The 16,265-nt window shown below is 41.5% G+C and carries 23 protein-coding genes and 2 pseudogenes; 17 read left to right on the plus strand and 8 right to left on the minus strand.

Features of this window, described 5'->3' with window-relative positions; translation table 11 throughout:
- Position 1: 1 nt before the first annotated feature.
- Both MKP07_RS22380 and MKP07_RS22385 read left to right on the plus strand, forming a co-directional pair.
- The gene (locus MKP07_RS22380; RefSeq protein WP_240849239.1) at positions 2 to 367 is read left to right on the plus strand and encodes a response regulator transcription factor; all 366 of its coding nucleotides are present in this window, start codon (positions 2 to 4) and stop codon (positions 365 to 367) included.
- A 252-nt stretch (positions 368 to 619) separates the two neighbouring features.
- Positions 620 to 841 carry a hypothetical protein gene (locus MKP07_RS22385; protein WP_240849241.1) on the plus strand — a complete coding sequence of 74 codons (222 nt, stop codon included), beginning with the start codon at positions 620 to 622 and terminating at the stop codon, positions 839 to 841.
- Between the two features lie 10 nt (positions 842 to 851).
- Here the strand turns inward: MKP07_RS22385 and MKP07_RS22390 are convergent, their stop codons facing one another.
- The 3 genes and pseudogenes from MKP07_RS22390 to MKP07_RS22395 form a co-directional block, all read right to left on the minus strand.
- The gene (locus tag MKP07_RS22390) at positions 852 to 1,079 is read right to left on the minus strand and encodes a helix-turn-helix domain-containing protein (protein WP_240849243.1); all 228 of its coding nucleotides are present in this window, start codon (positions 1,077 to 1,079) and stop codon (positions 852 to 854) included.
- A gap of 72 nt (positions 1,080 to 1,151) precedes the next feature.
- A pseudogene (locus MKP07_RS43850) lies at positions 1,152 to 1,241 on the minus strand (hypothetical protein); the annotation flags it as partial.
- Positions 1,214 to 2,245 carry a sigma-54-dependent transcriptional regulator gene (locus MKP07_RS22395; RefSeq protein ID WP_240849245.1) on the minus strand — a complete coding sequence of 344 codons (1,032 nt, stop codon included), beginning with the start codon at positions 2,243 to 2,245 and terminating at the stop codon, positions 1,214 to 1,216. The gene MKP07_RS22395 and the pseudogene MKP07_RS43850, both read right to left, overlap by 28 nt.
- Positions 2,246 to 2,446: 201 nt before the next feature.
- On the opposite strand from MKP07_RS22395, the gene MKP07_RS22400 reads away from it, so the two are divergent.
- Positions 2,447 to 2,641, plus strand: a complete 195-nt coding sequence (locus MKP07_RS22400; protein ID WP_240849248.1) for a hypothetical protein — start codon at positions 2,447 to 2,449, stop codon at positions 2,639 to 2,641.
- Between the two features lie 264 nt (positions 2,642 to 2,905).
- Here the strand turns inward: MKP07_RS22400 and MKP07_RS22405 are convergent, their stop codons facing one another.
- Positions 2,906 to 3,046: a dodecin domain-containing protein gene (locus MKP07_RS22405; protein ID WP_240849250.1), complete on the minus strand. Its 141-nt coding sequence runs from the start codon at positions 3,044 to 3,046 to the stop codon at positions 2,906 to 2,908.
- A 395-nt stretch (positions 3,047 to 3,441) separates the two neighbouring features.
- On the opposite strand from MKP07_RS22405, the gene MKP07_RS22410 reads away from it, so the two are divergent.
- The 4 genes and pseudogenes from MKP07_RS22410 to MKP07_RS39285 all read left to right on the plus strand — a co-directional run bounded on the left by MKP07_RS22410 (position 3,442) and on the right by MKP07_RS39285 (position 6,151).
- A complete protein-coding gene (locus tag MKP07_RS22410) occupies positions 3,442 to 3,993 on the plus strand; it encodes a hypothetical protein (RefSeq protein WP_240849252.1) in 552 nt (183 codons plus the stop codon).
- 17 nt (positions 3,994 to 4,010) lie between these two features.
- A pseudogene (locus tag MKP07_RS22415) lies at positions 4,011 to 5,272 on the plus strand (cation:proton antiporter).
- Complete coding sequence (locus tag MKP07_RS22420) at positions 5,215 to 5,832, plus strand: hypothetical protein (protein ID WP_240849255.1); 618 nt, start codon at positions 5,215 to 5,217, stop codon at positions 5,830 to 5,832. Before MKP07_RS22415 ends, MKP07_RS22420 begins: the two are co-directional and overlap by 58 nt.
- Positions 5,833 to 6,016: 184 nt before the next feature.
- Positions 6,017 to 6,151, plus strand: a complete 135-nt coding sequence (locus MKP07_RS39285) for a hypothetical protein (protein WP_262919422.1) — start codon at positions 6,017 to 6,019, stop codon at positions 6,149 to 6,151.
- Positions 6,152 to 6,186: 35 nt separating this feature from the next.
- Here MKP07_RS39285 and MKP07_RS39290 read toward each other — a convergent pair whose 3' ends face one another.
- Genes MKP07_RS39290 through MKP07_RS22435 form a run of 3 tightly spaced genes read right to left on the minus strand, consistent with a single transcriptional unit; the run spans position 6,187 to position 8,028 of the window.
- Positions 6,187 to 7,158: a chloride channel protein gene (locus tag MKP07_RS39290; protein ID WP_262919423.1), complete on the minus strand. Its 972-nt coding sequence runs from the start codon at positions 7,156 to 7,158 to the stop codon at positions 6,187 to 6,189.
- Positions 7,070 to 7,684 (minus strand): chloride channel protein, encoded by a 615-nt coding sequence (locus MKP07_RS39295; protein ID WP_317236076.1) that lies wholly within the window; start codon positions 7,682 to 7,684, stop codon positions 7,070 to 7,072. Before MKP07_RS39295 ends, MKP07_RS39290 begins: the two co-directional genes overlap by 89 nt.
- Positions 7,630 to 8,028, minus strand: a complete 399-nt coding sequence (locus MKP07_RS22435; RefSeq protein WP_240849257.1) for a hypothetical protein — start codon at positions 8,026 to 8,028, stop codon at positions 7,630 to 7,632. The genes MKP07_RS39295 and MKP07_RS22435 overlap by 55 nt, the downstream gene beginning before the upstream one ends.
- 312 nt (positions 8,029 to 8,340) lie before the next feature.
- Between MKP07_RS22435 and MKP07_RS22440 the strand changes: the two genes are divergently transcribed.
- The 7 genes from MKP07_RS22440 (at position 8,341) to MKP07_RS22470 (ending at position 12,880) form a co-directional block, all read left to right on the plus strand.
- Positions 8,341 to 8,700 carry a mechanosensitive ion channel family protein gene (locus MKP07_RS22440; protein WP_240849259.1) on the plus strand — a complete coding sequence of 120 codons (360 nt, stop codon included), beginning with the start codon at positions 8,341 to 8,343 and terminating at the stop codon, positions 8,698 to 8,700.
- Positions 8,697 to 9,137, plus strand: a complete 441-nt coding sequence (locus MKP07_RS22445) for a mechanosensitive ion channel family protein (RefSeq protein WP_240849261.1) — start codon at positions 8,697 to 8,699, stop codon at positions 9,135 to 9,137. Before MKP07_RS22440 ends, MKP07_RS22445 begins: the two co-directional genes overlap by 4 nt.
- Positions 9,138 to 9,159: 22 nt before the next feature.
- On the plus strand, positions 9,160 to 9,906 hold the full coding sequence (locus MKP07_RS22450; RefSeq protein WP_240849262.1) for a DUF72 domain-containing protein: 747 nt from the start codon (positions 9,160 to 9,162) through the stop codon (positions 9,904 to 9,906).
- Between the two features lie 200 nt (positions 9,907 to 10,106).
- Entirely contained in the window at positions 10,107 to 10,283 is a 177-nt protein-coding gene (locus MKP07_RS22455) for a hypothetical protein (RefSeq protein WP_240849264.1), read from the plus strand.
- A 221-nt stretch (positions 10,284 to 10,504) separates the two neighbouring features.
- The gene (locus MKP07_RS22460) at positions 10,505 to 11,992 is read left to right on the plus strand and encodes a PAS domain S-box protein (protein ID WP_240849266.1); all 1,488 of its coding nucleotides are present in this window, start codon (positions 10,505 to 10,507) and stop codon (positions 11,990 to 11,992) included.
- Positions 11,993 to 12,007: 15 nt separating this feature from the next.
- A complete protein-coding gene (locus MKP07_RS22465; RefSeq protein WP_240849268.1) occupies positions 12,008 to 12,361 on the plus strand; it encodes a response regulator transcription factor in 354 nt (117 codons plus the stop codon).
- 18 nt (positions 12,362 to 12,379) lie between these two features.
- Positions 12,380 to 12,880: a hypothetical protein gene (locus MKP07_RS22470; protein ID WP_240849269.1), complete on the plus strand. Its 501-nt coding sequence runs from the start codon at positions 12,380 to 12,382 to the stop codon at positions 12,878 to 12,880.
- 48 nt (positions 12,881 to 12,928) lie between these two features.
- On the opposite strand, the gene MKP07_RS22475 is transcribed toward MKP07_RS22470, so the two are convergent.
- The gene (locus MKP07_RS22475) at positions 12,929 to 13,240 is read right to left on the minus strand and encodes a winged helix-turn-helix transcriptional regulator (RefSeq protein ID WP_240849272.1); all 312 of its coding nucleotides are present in this window, start codon (positions 13,238 to 13,240) and stop codon (positions 12,929 to 12,931) included.
- Between the two features lie 82 nt (positions 13,241 to 13,322).
- Here MKP07_RS22475 and MKP07_RS22480 point away from each other — a divergent pair, with 82 nt between their 5' ends.
- From MKP07_RS22480 to MKP07_RS22490, 3 genes are all read left to right on the plus strand, one after another.
- Positions 13,323 to 14,318, plus strand: a complete 996-nt coding sequence (locus tag MKP07_RS22480; protein WP_240849274.1) for a ClpXP adapter SpxH family protein — start codon at positions 13,323 to 13,325, stop codon at positions 14,316 to 14,318.
- Between the two features lie 272 nt (positions 14,319 to 14,590).
- Entirely contained in the window at positions 14,591 to 15,196 is a 606-nt protein-coding gene (locus tag MKP07_RS22485; RefSeq protein ID WP_240849276.1) for a hypothetical protein, read from the plus strand.
- 64 nt (positions 15,197 to 15,260) lie between these two features.
- Positions 15,261 to 16,178 carry an alpha/beta fold hydrolase gene (locus tag MKP07_RS22490; protein ID WP_240849279.1) on the plus strand — a complete coding sequence of 306 codons (918 nt, stop codon included), beginning with the start codon at positions 15,261 to 15,263 and terminating at the stop codon, positions 16,176 to 16,178.
- The last annotated feature ends 87 nt before the right edge of the window (positions 16,179 to 16,265 follow it).

The raw sequence follows: 16,265 nt of genomic DNA on the forward strand, positions 1-16,265 counted from the left end.
TATGAAGACAATTGCGTTTGTAGAAGACGACCTGGGTATACTGGATGTAGCCCGTTTTATATTTGAAAGAGCAGGATATACGATACGTCTGCATCATTCAGCCGGTAGCCTGCTTTCGCAGCTTCATTCTAACCCAGATATTTTTATATTAGATAAGCAGTTGCCCGATATGGACGGCCTGGATCTATGCCGGCGCCTTAAAACCAATGCCGATACCAGTGCTATACCTGTATTGATGCTTTCAGCGAATCCGCAGATCAAGTCATTGGCATCTGCTGCAGGCGCAGACGCAGTAATGGAAAAGCCTTTTGAAATTAAAGACCTGCTTTCTGTGGTGTCACAGCTAACCTCATCTCGACATAACTGATCGAGATTAAACACGAGAAATGCTGTGTTTCCTTTTTTCTGCAAATCGTAGAAATTTTGCTACATCTGCCTGTAGATTTAATCACAATCTCAGGCTGGTTCAACTGTTAAACAAATCTTTAAAAGTCCCGTGAAATAAAGGCATATCATTTGCTGATTTTTATGAGTCATTTTGTGCTAAAAAGTTAGGGCTAGCTGCTAAATATTTGAGGTCGGGGTTGCATGAACATTGTACACTTCTAAACAAAGCAGTATGAATCGATTACTTTTTGATAATGATTCTCAATCGCAAAGTACGCAAGTACCTGTGCAAAAGATTTGCTTTACGGCTAATAGCATTCATTACCTTGCCACAATACATTTGCCGGTTAATTTAGATGATTGGGAGTGGCATGAAGAAGTGATTGATGGAGCCAACACTTTTGTTATTACTGATAAGAGAAGTGCAGGAGATACACATCTTACGTTCTCTTAAGAGCTTTAACTTAGTTATCCTTGTCCCTGCTTTTTTCAAGGTTCAATTTATTGTAAAGCGTCTTTCTGTCTATATTTAACAGAGCCGCAGCCTTTGTTTTGTTGTATTGTACCCGTTTCAGTACTTCCATGATCTTTCGATACTCAGCTTTCTGCGTAGCATCTTTCAGGTTCAGATCTGCAGGTATTTCCGCATCACCACCTATCGTTAGTTCAGTTGTTGTGCCCCGGGCAGACAAGGATAGTACGTCCAGCTCTCGTTGTATAAGTGTTTCAGAGATAGGACTCCCGTCTGGTGTTAGCAGGCAAATACGTTTAATAAAATTCTTGAGTTCCCTTACATTACCCGGCCAGGGATAGCTGTAGAGTAATTCTATAGATGCCGGGGAAGGGAGATGTATTTTTTATCCAGTTCCTTCTCTGCTATCGAAATAAAATAGTCAACAAAAAGAGCCAGATCTTCCGTACGCTCTTTTAACGGAGGGATGATAATAGTAAATTCATTCAGCCGGTGAAAAAGATCCTCCCTGAACTTTTGTTCTCTTACAAGGTTGTAAAGATTTTTATTGGAAGCTACTATAATGCGTGTATTAACGGGCTTTTCCTGGCTGCCGCCTACTTTACGAATATGCTTTTCCTGTATTGATCGAAGCAGCATTGCTTGTACATCGTAAGAGAGATTGCCGATCTCATCCAGGAAGAGTGTTCCTCCATCAGCCATCTCAAACGCCCCGGTCTTGTTTTGCACAGCTCCTGTGAATGCACCTTTTTCATGCCCGAATAACTCGCTGGCAGCAAGTTCTTTTGACAGGCTGCCACAATCTACTGCTATAAAAGGGCCCTGCGCTCTCTTGCTTTCCAGGTGTATCTGCCGGGCCAGGCGTTCTTTGCCGGTGCCGGTCTCCCCGCAAATGATCACGCTGTAATTGGTAGGAGCTATAAGGCTTACGTTGCTGTACAACATTTCCGACGCAGAGCCTATTCCTTTTACATAAGCATCGCTATCTTGCTGTGCTCTAAACAAGAAGGATGATTCTGTTGCTTCGCTGGATTCAAATGCATATTGCATGAGTTCCAGTATCTTTTCGGGGAATAAGGGTTTTTCCAGGTAATAAAAAGCCCCTGCCTTCATCAGGTCTACTGCAATTTGAACACTGGCATGACCCGTTATAAAGATTACGGTAGCCTTGGGCTGTATCCGTTTGATTTTTTCAAACATTTCTTTTCCCCTTATATCTGTCAGGATATAATCGCAAAATATCAGGTCAAATTTCTTTTCCTGTAGAAGATTAAGGGCTTCCTTGCCCGATAAGCTTGTATCGGTAAGATAATGATGTTTCTTTAAGAAAGAGGCGAGTAAATTACACGTTGATGGGTCATCGTCTATGATGAGTATTCTTTTCATTCCGGGCGGTTTGGTACAACATTAGAGTAAGGCAGTGTAAGTACGCAAAAAAAATGGCTTCAGCAAGCAAAGTTTAATAAAAGGTGTTCTTAATGCAAAAACTGTGGAATTTTATGCACAGGTTGTAGAAGTATAGCCATGGTTGCGCTAAATTCTTTGCGCTCAACATAATCTTATTATTTTTACCTGATAAATTCAAATATGCCGTATCGTAATGATCCTTTGCTGGTGACCTTATTTCATGATGTTAAGAATTGTCTCAATAACATTGCTATTGCTACCGTGCTGCTGGAGGAGGATGACCTAAATACCGAGGACAAACAAAAGTATACTGCGGAAATCAGGAAAAATTATACACAAATAAAAAACCTGTTGGGGAATTTCATGGAGAACTAAGCGATTTCTATGCAGGTTTGGTTAGCAGTAGATCTTTTCTTGTTTTTTTATACACCATGCATACAACATTCGGTTTGCAGGTGCGTTCATTGTTAATCCCGGTTTCTTTTAAGTGGATGCTTCGCTGACGATTTTAGCAGGCGGCAACGCAAAGAAGGAGCATTAAACTTGCCGTTATTAATTTGTTCATACCGGAAATAAGCTATAACACCACACAGAACGAAACTTTGCACATTACCCCATGAGATTCGATAGCGCTTTCCCTTAAATGTACTTGAAGTCTTTTACATAAACTGCATCCGTATTGCCCACCGTTTGAGCAATTTTATTAATGCAGCTTTTTATAGCATCATCAAATCCTTTTTCTGAAGAAGCGCTTACCTCGACTACCTTTACAATATCCATGATCCTGACTTTGGAAGACATATACTATTGCTTCAGAAACAACCAGCATGCCATTTTAATGTACTCCTTAAATGAGCATTGTGAACTGCTATCGCTGACACATTAGACCAATTGGCAGTAGACTTCTTTCTACATAATGGGTTGTTTACTAGACATGTTTAAATAATTGCCGGGCCATAATGTGCAAACGATGGTATCGAAAACGTTAATAAAGGCCGTTATTTTTATTGCTTTTTATTATAATGTATTTATTTTAGCGGCCAGGCATTATCGCAGATAGCTAACATTTGCGGCCCGCTCTCGGCTACTTTTTCGAGACGTTTATTTTCTGAACTTATAAAACGAACCTCGTATATGAAAAAAATATTGTTTTACTAATAATAACGCTAAGTGTTTTGGGCTGTGGTCTTGAAGATCGCAAGAAAGAACTGGACGAACGCGAATTGCGGATCGCAGATCGCGAACGCATGGTTATATTGAGAGAGAAGGAATTGCAGCTTTTTGAAGATAGCCTTAAAAGAAATATTGCTATAAGAGATTCCTCTCTTCTGTTAACGGATAGCAGCTCACTACCGCTACCCGATTCGCTGTCGGGGTCATGGGATGTTACTATGCTTTGCACTAAAACGAACTGCACTGGTTTTGCGGTAGGAGATACGCGTAAAGAAACCTGGCTGTTTATCAAAAGAGATGAAGTGGTAAGTGTGCGGGCTATGCAGGGAGATAAACTGATCAGGGTCTATGTCGGGGCTTTTAATGGTGAAGGTTTTCAACTTTCGGTACCGCCTACAGCCACAGACTCACTTTCTTCTTCTATGACCGTAAGTCTGAAGGTAGAAGGATTGAACAAGCTTTCAGGCGAGCGCCTGATCCGTCAGGCGGACGGATGCAACTCTTTCTTTAAGGTGGATATAACCCGTCCTGCTGTTTCAAAAAATAACCTGTAAAATTCATACCGAACTGTATGCTACTGAACATTACCGATCTCAGTTTGCCGATATCTGATCCGATCTTAAGATATTTAATCGTAATCCTGATCGTATTGCTGGCGCCTATTTTATTGAATAGGTTAAAAATACCGCACCTTATAGGGTTGATCATTGCCGGTGCGCTTATTGGGCCGAATGGCTTTGGTGTATTGGAACGGGATAGCAGCATCGTGGTCTCTGGTACTACGGGTCTATTGTATATTATGTTCCTCGCCGGACTGGAGATAGACCTTATCGAGTTCAAAAAAATAAATGGAAAAGTATTGGGTTTGGCTTGTATACTTTTTGCATTCCAATGATCATTGGAACGCTGTCCAGCTATTATATATTGCATTTCGATTGGATGACCTCTATTTTACTGGGTAGCCTTATTTCTTCTCACACCTTATTGGCTTATCCTATCGCCAGCAAGCTGGGCATTACAAAGGATAGGTCTGTAAATGTAACGGTGGGCGGTACCATGATCACCGATACACTGGCATTACTGGTATTGGCAGCCATTGTAGGTATGACCAAAGGAGATGTAGGCACGGCATTCTGGGTTAGGCTGAGTTTGTCTATACTGGCATTCGGTCTTATTGTATTACTGGTATTCCCGTTGATAGCCCGTTGGTTTTTTAAAGTGGTGAGCGATAAAATATCGCAATTCATTTTCGTGATGGTAATGGTATACCTTGGTGCGGTGCTGGCGGAACTGGCGGGAGTAGAAGGCATTATTGGAGCTTTTTTGGCAGGCCTTGCTCTAAACAGGTTGATACCTCATACATCGCCGCTGATGAACCGCGTAGAGTTTGTAGGAAATGCCTTGTTTATCCCATTCTTTTTAATCAGCGTTGGCATGCTCATCGACTTCAGCGTTTTTATAAAGAGCATGGGTACTTTAAAAGTAGCAGCAGTGCTTACTCTTGGAGTGATCGCTGCAAAATGGCTGGCTGCCTGGGCTACCACAAAAACATTTAAGATGAGCCGCAGCCAGTTACGTATTATTTTTGGACTGAGCGTAGCACAGGCCGCCGCTACGCTGGCCGCGGTGATGGTTGGGTATAATATAGTGATTGCTGAAACCGCAGACGGTGTGCCCATAAGGCTGTTGAATGAAGACGTATTGAATGGTTCCATACTGGTGATATTGATCACCTGTACCCTTGCTTCATTCGTTACCCAAAAGGAGGTCGCCAGTTGGCTGAAGAAACCGAAGCTGGAGAAAGCCACCCGGCAGAAGAAGGTGAGGGTATGAACATTCTTATAGCTACTAACACTCTTTCCAAAACCGAACAACTCGTTCAGTTAGCCCTTAATATAAGAAGGCATAAGCCTCTTGATAAAATGTATGCACTCAATATCATTAATAAGCAGGAAGCGCCGGATGAATCGGATAAGCATGCCAGGAAAATGTTACAACTGGCGACGCAAACGGGCGCATCTGCGGATATCGAAATTGAAGAAGTGATCCGTTATGACACGATTATAAATGGTATAAGCGGCGAAATAAAAGCAAAAAAGATAACAGATCTTATTATGGGCTATAGCACAAAGCCGTACAGCTCAGATAAAAGTTTTCATTTGATCAATGGCATATTAACCAATGAACAAATTACAACTTATGTATATAACCCGGTACAGCCTATTTCTACCATAAAAAAGAATATAGTGGTAATACCGCCTCATGCTGAAAAAGAAAGTGGATTTTACTACTGGTTGTCTAACCTCTGGACGCTTGCCAAAAACTGTGGAGGTGGTGTGAAATTTTTTGCTGCTGCTGAGTTGGAGCCGTTTTTAAAACACTTAATGAATTAAATCCCATCAGCTATAGCTTTCTCGAATTTACCCGTTGGGAAGACCTGTTGGTTCTGGGGCGCGAAGTAGGAACAAATGATTTGCTCACTTTTGTGCTCAGTCGTAAAGAAGGCGTTTCACATAATCTGCATATGGATAAAATATTTTCTTACCTGGATAAGTACTTCAGGCAGAATAATTTTTGTTGATCTATCCTTCGCAAAAGACGGCAGATATCCAGGAAGATTTTTTTGCCGGTGCTCACAATCGCATCCTCGATGGATCGGTGGATATACAGGGCCTGGGCAAAGATATTGAAAGGCTTTTCACAAGGAAATAGTTAACAAGCCTGTCATTCCTGTTGGAATATCCCGTTTATTCAGAGTAGGTTTGCAATTGTTTGCGATACTTAATAAGAATAGTGGGTTTTGAAATAAAGCCGGTGAATTTTCCATTTTGGTCCAATACCGGCAGATGCCAGGCATCCGTCTGATCAAACTTCTGTACCACTTCCACCATGTCTTCACCTTCATGAATGATAGCAGGTGGTTCTTTCATTAACTTAGTAATGCTATAAGACTCCGGATCATTAGAGAAAATAACCGGTTTCAAGTCGTCTAATGTTAACATGCCAGTTAATTTCCCCTGGTTATCTACGATAGCAAATACATTTTTACTTCCCGTTTTCACCATGCTGAGCAATTGATGAATAGAGGCATTAATAGGTATGGTTTGAGGATTGGCATCAATAACGTCTGCCACCTGTAGCCGGGTGATCAGGTTCTTATCATGTTCGCGTGTAAAGATCTTTCCTTCGTCAGCCAGTTTTTTCAGGTCTGGAGAAATAGGTGAAAATCTTTTGGCTACCAGGAAGGATATCACAGAAACGATCATGAGCGGAATAAAAAGATCGTACCCAAAGCTCGATTCGGCAATCAGAAATATAGCTGTAAGCGGAGCGTATAAGGCGCCGCTCATTACCCCGGCCATACCGGCCAGCACCAGGTTGGTTTCTGGCACGTCCTGTAGCCCGATCATTTTGCAAACCTGTGCAAAAAGAAAACCCAATGTGCCGCCAGCAAAGAGCGATGGTGCAAAATTGCCACCATTACCGCCACTGAAAATAGTGATAGGAGTGGCAAAGGCTTTCAGTAAACAGATAAGTGTAAGAAAAATAATAATGGTCCAGTCTTTAAGCTCAAAATACCTGAAGAAGCTATTATGGATCACGAATTCGACGTGGCCACTGGTAAAGGATTTAATCACACCATAGCCTTCTCCAAACAAAGGGGGCAGAGTCACACAGAGTAAGGATAATACAGCTCCGCCCAGCATAGCTCTTTTCATTTTTGACAAATGGAGCCGGGCAATAAAATGTTCCACTTTTTGGGCTCAATACAAAATACCTGGCATAGAATGCGGTAAGCAAACCCAGTACCAGGTAAAAGGGCGTGTTGTGGTAGTTGAATGGTTCGCGGGTATGAAAGCGAAAAAGCACATCTTCCTGCAACAATACTTTTGAAACCAGGCTGCCGCAAATGGCTGCCACTACCAAAGGCACAAAATCCGAAAAAACCACTCCGGTTAATAGTATTTCAAAAGCAAACATAATTCCGGCAATAGGCGCATTAAAAGCAGATGCAATACCCGCAGTAGCGCCGGCAGCCAGCAGGAGGGTTCGCTCCTTATAGTTGAGTTGATAGGTTTGGGCAAAATTAGATCCTATTGCCGATCCCGTAACGGCTATAGGGCTCTCCAAACCCGCTGATCCGCCCAGTCCTACGGTGATAGCACTTTGCACCACCTGGGAATACATTTTTACTGACGAGACAATGCTGGAGTTCTGTGCGATTTCATAAAGGATAGCGCCAATGCCTTTCCGGTCCTGTCCTTAAAAAAAGTAAGCACAATAGCAGTTGTAAGCACGATACCCAAAAATGGAAAAATGATATAGAAGAGGATCTGGTATTCAAAATGTATTTTATGGCTGATCAGGTAATGGATATAATGAACGAGCGATTTGAGTGCCACGCCCGCAAGCCCTGCAGTACATCCTACCAGCATACCCGAAAGAATCAGGAACTGGGTACGGTTCATGCGACTTTTTAACCAAAATAGAATGACTTCGTAGCTTTTTACTTTTTGGATACTATATCTGGTAAAGTCTCTTTTGAATTTTAAAAAGCTATGATATTTTCTTAAGTAACTTTTACGCACGGTTCCTGTTTTTTAACGTCAATACGCCAAAGGTATTAAAGAGCCCGGCATCATAGAAGATTATTTCAAGTGCATGGAGCTTGCAGGATAGTTGAGCTTTTATTGGAATGGTTTTTGGAATTGATGAATTGTCAATTTTCACACAAGCAGTTAGTTTTGATTGCGACCCCTGTTTCTACAGGGGTCTTCTCATTAACAGAAATAGCTGTTAATAATGCCCATGTTATTTTAACGTATAAATGAATACTAAGGAATGATAATTGTTGAACCCTGCTGATAAACGAAGTGAATTGGTAAAATATAACCTGTAGCATGGCTGAAATTAAGAAAGAAGAATGGTTGGATAAAGCCTCCGGCTGGATAGTTGATAAAGGTCCCTCCCTGGTGCTGGCATTAGCGGTGTTATTTATAGGTCTTTGGCTGATTAGTGTCTTTTCGCGTTATCTGGGTCGTGTAATGAAAAGCAGGAAAATTGACCGTTCTCTGAAGCCCTTTTTGCGAAGCCTGATCGTTGTGGTGCTGCGGGTATTGTTATTGCTGGCAGTTATGCAAATAGCCGGTATTGCTATGACCCTGTTTGCGGCATTGGTCACCTCTTTGGGTGTAGCAGCGGGTCTGGCCCTTTCCGGTACATTGCAAAACTTTGCCAGTGGCATTCTTATTCTTTTTTGAAGCCTTTCCGGGTAGGCGATAATATTTTAACTCAGGGGCAGGAAGGTACAGTGAGCGAGATTCGGATTTTTCATACCATCATTATTACTTATGATAACAGGAGAGTAGTGGTACCAAATAGTAAATTATCCAATGAAGTGATCATCAATCTGAGTGGCTCAGGTAACCGCCGGCTGGATATTGAAATGAAGTTTGGTAACGCAATCGATTATGAACAGGTAAAAGCTTCAATAGATGAGGCGATTGCTGATGCAGGTACTATTTTAGATGATCCGCCCAGGAGGATAGGTATCTCTTCACTGGAAGCCGACGGTTATAAAGTAATGTTGAACCTGTGGATTGATGCACACGGGTTTGTTGACACAAAAATGACCTTTCAGGAGATATTGTTGCAACGGCTAAAAGGCTCTGGTCTTAAACTACCTGGTATGGCATAAGCTTTGATTTTATATTAATGTTATGAGTCGGGAAAGGCTATATATGGGAACCAGTGGCATTGTATTGCCCTACAGAAACCAGCAGGCCTATCCTGAGGCATTGCAGGGCTTAAGCAGGTTGGCGGTATATGGCGGCATTTTCAATTCCCTGGAAGTAAACTCAATTTTTTATAAGTTACCCCGGCCATCAACTATTGGGCAATGGTGTGAGTCGGTACCTGAGGAATTCCGTTTCACGTTTAAGCTATGGAAGCAAATAACCCATGCTAGCGCGCTTGATTTCAGTAAGGCTGATCTGGTAAAGTATTTTGAAGTGATAGCGCCCGCAATTGAAAAAGCTGGATGCCTGCTGGTGCAATTTCCTGCATCTGTTAAATGTGGCTTCTTCAAAAAGGTAAAGGCCCTGCTTTCCGGTTTGCAGCAAATTTCTAAAGCAACCTGGCCGCTGACAGTAGAGTTTAGAAGCCCTTGCTGGTACAACGATGAGACTTACGAACTTTTAAATAATTACAACGCTTCGATGGTATATCATGACAAATGGGGTAGCGAGTCTCCGCAGCCGGATTTAAATGCGGACCAAATTTACCTGCGTTTTCATGGACCTAATGGAGACTACAAAGGGAGCTACGATCAGTTTTTTTTACATGAATATGCACAATATGCCAATGACTGGTTAAGACTAGGCAAAACCGTGTATATCTACTTTAACAATACAGTTGGAGATGCGCTTAACAATGCACATACATTGAAGAAATTTATTAGAGAATAAACCAGTCCTTAGTGCCGACACTTCTTTGAAAGAGTATCAATAATCACCTACAACTTGTAGAATATTTCCCACGTAGAATTTTTCATAACGAAATATCCTAATTAATAAAACGCTTGTAAGTAAAAGATTACAAAATCTTTAGTTTAAGCTAATACAGGCATTGATGTTGTTGTTGATTATGTGAAATTGAGCAAATGAAAATGAATAAACTACAATCTAAACAAGCTCCTACACCGGATATAGGTCGAAAAAACCGGGTAAAAGGTAGAAGCATGAGTTATTGGGGTGAGTTGTTATACCCAGCCGGGCAGCAGGAGCAACACCTGTTGGTGAAAAATCTGCAAATAATGTCCCGCAGTTTAAAAAACAAAAAGTAACATAAGTATTTCGCTAGTTTTTCTTAATAGTTTTCGCATACACCCTCATGTTTCCACATGGGGTTTTTTGAACGCCCGCGTTTCAGATTTTGTTGAATCGCCTTGGGAGTAAAAGGTTGTTGTTCTGAATAATTACTTCTTTAATAAATGTTGTGGACTGGAAATCGTTGAATATCAAAAGATCATACCTTTTTTAATTGTTTTTTAACTAGTTTTACCTAATGAGCGAATCGACGCCTTTATGGGTTGCTGAAGAGCGGCAAGCATTACTGGCTGCGATAGTGGATTCTTCGGAAGACGCTATTGTGAGTAAAACGCTTGAAGGTATTATTACCAGCTGGAACCGGGCAGCAACCACTCTTTTCGGGTATCAGGAATCCGAAGCAACAGGTAAGCATATATCATTGATCATTCCGGAAGATCGATTGCATGAAGAGGATTTTATCATTCATGAGATTCGCAACGGACGCAGGATCCAACATTTTCAAACCATTCGCAGGGCTAAATCAGGAAAAGAAATTCCTTTATCATTAGCTATCTCACCCATTAAGAATGGCGAAGGTATTGTGACCGGAGCTTCTAAAATTGCCAGGGACATCAGCCGGCAGAAAGAGGCAGCAGAAAAACAGGGAATGTTGGCAGCTATTGTCAATAATTCTGATGATGCAATTGTAAGCAAAACACTCGACGGTATCATTACCAGCTGGAATAATGCAGCGGCTCTGATGTTCGGCTATAAAGAATCAGAGGCCATAGGTCGCCACATCTCACTCATTATTCCACAGGAGCGCCTGGCTGAGGAGGATTATATCATTGGTGAAATAAAGAAAGGTAACAGCGTTTCGCATTTTGAAACGATCCGTGTTACCCGCAATGGGGACTTTATTCCCATTTCGCTTACTGTTTCCCCCATTCTGAATGAAGAAAAAACAATTATTGGTGCTTCCAAAATAGCCCGCGATATATCTGAGAAAATTGCAGCGCACAACGAGCTGGAGCAATTATATCAACAGGTGAAAAGCCTCAGCGATAAAAAAGATGAATTTATCGCGATGACTACTCATGAGCTTAAAACGCCCGTTACCTCTCTGAGAGGCTTTTTGCAGTTGCTGCAAATACATACTGATGGTGGCGAGCGGAACAGGCTTTTTGTAGAACGCAGCATTAAACAGGTGGACAAATTAACCATGCTGATCAATGACCTGGTGGAGTTTTCTAAACTACAGGCGGGCAAGTTGGGCATGCATTTTGAAACATTTGATTTGAGACTGTTGATTGAGGAATGCCTGGACTTATACGCAACCAATAGTAATCATTCATTAAAATTGTATTACAGTGGCTCAATGGAAGTGAGCGCAGATCGACTGCGGATAGAGCAGGTAGTCGATAACCTGGTTAGCAATGCAATAAAATACTCACCACAGGGAGGAAACGTAGAAATAGTGCTGTGTGGTAAAAGTAGCTCAGTAGAAGTACAGATCAAAGATGAAGGAATAGGTATCAGCCCCGAGGTTTTAGACAAACTGTTTAGCCAGTTTTTCAGAGCCGTAGAGCCAGGGTTCAATATACCAGGTTTAGGAATGGGTTTGTACATCACCAAAGAAATAATCGAGCGTCACGGAGGAACAATTAATGTAGAAAGCACGCCAGGTAAAGGTTCTGCTTTCAGTTTTGTTCTGCCCCGGGCAATGTTGCCCCCTATAGTATAGCAGTAAGTTTAAAAAATGAAAAAGAAGAAGATTTTAATTGTAGAGGACAACAACGATATAAGAGAGCTGATTGGTTTTATTTTAACCGGAGATTACTACATACTGAAAATGTGCGCTACTGCAGCTGCATTGAATGCCGAAATGAGTAGAACCCTGCCCGATGTTATTGTACTGGATATTATGTTACCGGATGGTAACGGTCTTGAGCTTTGCAGGCATATTAAACATGATCCCTCTACCAGCCATGTACCGGTTGTACTGATGTCAGCTCACGAAAATGAATGGCAAAAAGATTCAGGTGCAGATTCCTTCATTGCCAAGCCTTTTAATATTGGCGATTTTAAATCGGTAGTAGAAAGTTATCTTTAAAAGTCCGCAGCCAAACGAATGAACCTGACTACGTTATTTGCCGATAAATCAATAAAAGCCAAAGCGAAAACAGCACAGGCAGGGAACTGGTTGATGACAGGTGAGTTAACGGTACATGAATTATTGGCTTTTGCTGAAACAAGTAACCCAACAGATAAAGCAACCTGTATTGAAATCTTAGAATTGGCTACCCGCCATAAACCTGAACTGGCCGATGAAAGCTTGTTGGATTTTGTAACCGCTACTTTACAGGAAGATGAGCCGCGTATTAAATGGGAGAGTGCCAGGGTGATCGGTAATATCGCGAAGTTGTTTCCCTCTTCTTTAAAACAGGCGACCCTTTGTTTGCTTGTAAACGCTACTCATTCGGGTACCGTAGTGCGCTGGGCCACCGCATTGGCGCTGGCGGAAATACTAAAACTTAAAACAAGTGACTATAAGAAATTGCTTCAGGCAGTGAAAGCATTAAGCACGCAGGAAAAAGATGCCGGGGTTCAGAAAAATACCAGGAATCTTTAAAAAAATTAAAGAAAGAAACAAAGGCTTAACCAGCTAGCCTATCTCACGCTAACCGAGATGCTCTAATTGTTGTAGTACCGGGATAAAAGTCCTTCCCCTGTTTGTAAGGTAATATTCTATATGTAACGGCTTTATTTTGATGGTTGTTTTTTCCAGCAAACCGGTTTCCTCCAGTTCCTTTAATGCAACCGAAAGGCTTTGCTTATTGGCGCCGCGTATTTCACGAAGTAACCCACTGAAACGCAACGGGCCATTCATCGCCAGGCGAAATATTTCCGGCTTCCATTTACCTGAAAGCATTTTTAACAGCGCCTGTGCCGGACAGGTTTCTTTCTCTTCCATAGCTATTTGAGTAGTCATAAAAATCTGACTTATTTTCTGCCTGGTATATAACAGGCAACTTTGTGCAAATCTATAAAAATTGCATAGGACATTAATAATAATGAAACCGGCTTATTTACTTTTAATTATTTTACTGGCATCAGGCAGTATGCAATGCCAGGCTCAAAATGGAAAAAATATGCAGCAGCAAAACAATCCGCTATTATGCGATCCCGAAACCGGCATTTGTGAAATACCCGGAAGTACAGCAACCTCAGATAGTGCCGGGCCGGTTTCCAACACTGAGAAACCCATCAAGCTGGTTTATTTTACCGATCCCATCTGCTCTTCCTGCTGGGGAATAGAACCACAATTGAGAAAGCTGAAGCTCGAATATGGAGATAGTATAGAGATTGATTATCGCATGGGTGGATTATTGCCAGACTGGAGCTACAATAGCGGAGGTATTAGCAAACCTTCTGATGTAGCCCATCACTGGGATGAGGTAAGTGTTTATTATGATATGCCTATCGATGGCAATGTATGGCTGGAAGATCCTTTGCCATCGTCTTATCCGCCATCTATCGCGTTTAAAGCTGCCCAAATGCAGGACCACCGTAAAGCCGTTGCGTTTCTGCGCGTGATCAGGGAAATGGTTTTCTTACAAAAGAAAAATATCACCCGTTGGGAACATCTGGAGCTGGCTGCTCAGCAAGTGGGACTGGATGCCGCGCAACTCAAAAAAGATTACGAGGGTGGTAAGGCCAAGACACTTTTTGAGGAAGATCTGAAGCTAGCCCGTGAATGGAGCGTAAGGGGTTTTCCTACTATGTTTTTCACGGATGCAGCCGGACAGCGACAGGTGGTATATGGTTCAAAACCTTATGGCGCTTACCTCGATGCAATTAAACAGTTGTTACCTGCCTTATCCCCAAAGTTATACAATAAGGAATGGACAGCATTGTTTTCAACATATCCATCCCTTACTGCAAAAGAATTTTCTGAGCTTATGCAAATACCCCGTGCTGATGCAGAGCAACAACTGGAGAAGCTAACAGGCGACGGCCAGCTGAACAAAAGGGATACTAAAAATGGTTCATTGTGGACTTTTAAATAGTATCATCTACATCTTCCTAAATTGAATTTTACTATATTTTTTTACTCTAATAACGATCCAGCGCTTCGGCCTGGATCATGTTGTTGGGAGGAAAGTAAAAGTAATAGTGTCACCGGGAATGAAAACCTGGATCGGTGTTAACCGTTGAATACCGGACTCAGATCTGATCCGCCCACTTAGATGGTAGAATATTTTTGCACATGATTTATTTATTGAAATGGCTTTTGTTTATTTGCAGATTCTTAATTGTATAGGCTACGAAAAACACGGCAATGAGTATTTATAGGTTTTCCGAAGTTTTAAACGATACCCTTTCTTATTTTTTATTAGGTGACCTAGTCGCTCTAAACAACTATAAAAAGACACACAATTTACCGGATGATCTGGCAACAGAATTTACAACCCGCGAGTCAGGAGACCAGGTAGTGGCAGATGGTGTGATGATCCCTTTGTCGGATGTAGCCAACTATCCCTATACTATTATATTCAATTTATCGGAAACACCAGAGCTACTGAAGCCCGGTAATCAACTACAGCTACGCCAAAGCGGGTATATTTTGAAAGTCGAAAGCGGCAGCATCATGTTATTTACCTGGTGGATTTTAAACAATTTTACCGACGAACGTATTGCTGAAAAGATACAATTCGCCCGGGCAAATCAGCTACCCATTATCGAACTCGAGAACGGTTGGTATAAGGTAGAAATATTGGGTGGACAAATTGTACAGTCAACTGAAATCACCAACCAACAAGGTCAAAAATCAGTATTGAGCGGACTTGAGCCTGCATTTGAATTTCTGATCAGTAAAACAGGGTCAAAAGAAAGTTGCACGGCTGATATCTTCAGATCGTATAAGTTAGGGAGTGACGCGTATTAAATAGCAGTTTGCTAAAACTGAGCATTAAGTTCAAAAGTTTTAAACTTTGTAATCCAGATATCCAATGAAATTTTTTATTGCAGCTTTTATGACGCTGATCTGTTTTTCTATAAAAGCGCAGGTGATTTATTCGAAAGATTACGGTAGCCCACAAAATACAGCTATCATTTTTATTCACGGCGGACCCAGTGGTAATTCAAACCTCTTCGAAGCCACCACAGCCCAGGCTTTGGCCGATCGCGGGTTCTATGTCATAGTGTATGATAGACGTGGAGAAGGGCGCTCAAAAGATGAAGAGGCAACAATGACTTTTAAGGAAAGTTTCCGGGACCTGTTAGGCATCTATGAAAAATATCATTTAAATAAAGCCGTCATCCTGGCTCATAGTTTTGGAGGCATTATTGCAACACTATTTGTACAGGAGCATCCGGAAAAAGTAAGTGCTTTTATCTTGGCTGGCGCATTGTTTTCGCAACAGGAAACCTATGATCATATTTTGAAATCAGCCAGCACACATTTTAAAAATGATAGCACAAAGATTGCTGAAATCGCTGCGATTGAGCTGTTAGGGAAGCATACAGCCGATTACCGTAAACGGTGTTATGAAATGGCTGGTAAAATGAATTTCTTCAACATGCCAAATCCCACAACAGACAGTAAAAACCTGCGGGACGCGTTTGAAGAAAGTGTATTTTATGCTACCAATGTAAGAAATCATGAATCCCCCATCAAGTTTTATAGAAATGAAACCGCGAATAATTTGGATAACCAGCCGGTATTAAGAAGTATACTTAAAAAAGGGGTTCCGATTTATGCTATATACGGGCAAGAAGATGGTGTATTTTCTGCTACGCAACTTTCACATTTGAAAAATATTGTTGGAAACAAAAATTTTAAGATGATCAGCAACTGCTCCCATTATCTCTTTGTGGACCAACAGTCGGCATTTCTACAGTTTGTAGCGCAAAAACTGGGGAAATAACAAAATCGGCAGAATCGATATAGATTAGTTGATAAAAACATCCCGATAGTTAAGTTGTGTTATCCCGATCGGGTGTCGAAAAAATAA

The organism is Paraniabella hibiscisoli, assembly GCF_022512515.1.
Lineage (GTDB): Bacteria > Bacteroidota > Bacteroidia > Chitinophagales > Chitinophagaceae > Niabella > Niabella hibiscisoli.